This is a genomic window from Myxococcus llanfairpwllgwyngyllgogerychwyrndrobwllllantysiliogogogochensis (genome assembly GCF_006636215.1).
GTDB lineage: Bacteria > Myxococcota > Myxococcia > Myxococcales > Myxococcaceae > Myxococcus > Myxococcus llanfairpwllgwyngyllgogerychwyrndrobwllllantysiliogogogochensis.
This window is the reverse complement of sequence record NZ_VIFM01000853.1, coordinates 1-420: the sequence shown is the minus strand read 5'-3', so window position 1 is coordinate 420 and position 420 is coordinate 1. Positions and strand designations below refer to the sequence as shown.

General features: G+C 76.4%; 1 protein-coding gene. It reads right to left on the bottom strand.

Translation table 11 applies throughout. The features are described from left to right. The coding region (locus FJV41_RS56080; protein WP_281291685.1) for an aminopeptidase at positions 1–417 on the bottom strand (417 nt) is incomplete at its 3' end. Positions 418–420 lie beyond the last annotated feature (3 nt).

The following is a 420-nucleotide window of genomic DNA, read 5'->3' as shown; positions in this document are numbered from 1 at the left end:
CGCGGCCAGTGCGCGCACGGCCGCATAGAACTTCGGCCAGTCGCCCCCGCTCTGCTCGAACAGCGCCTCGAACGCCGGCACGAGCTCGTCGTACGCGGCCTGCGCGCCGAAGGCCGCGTTGTTGGCCTCGGCCACCAAGCGATCGTAGCCCGCGATCTGCGCAGGCTGCGTGCCCGTGGCCAGCCACTGCGCGCGCAGCGCGGCGTAATCGGCACGGAAGCGCTCCATGGCCTGCCGTTTCGCGGCGGGCAGCGACGGGCTGCCGGCCTCCCGGGCGTAGAGCGCCGCCAGCCGCTCGCGGGCGGCACGCGTCAGGTCCCGGAAGCCGGTGCGCCGGGCATCGCCCCGCGCGTAATCCTCGCGCGCCTGCGGCGTCGCGCGCTCGGCCAGCCAGCGGGCCACGCCCAGGCGCTCCACGGC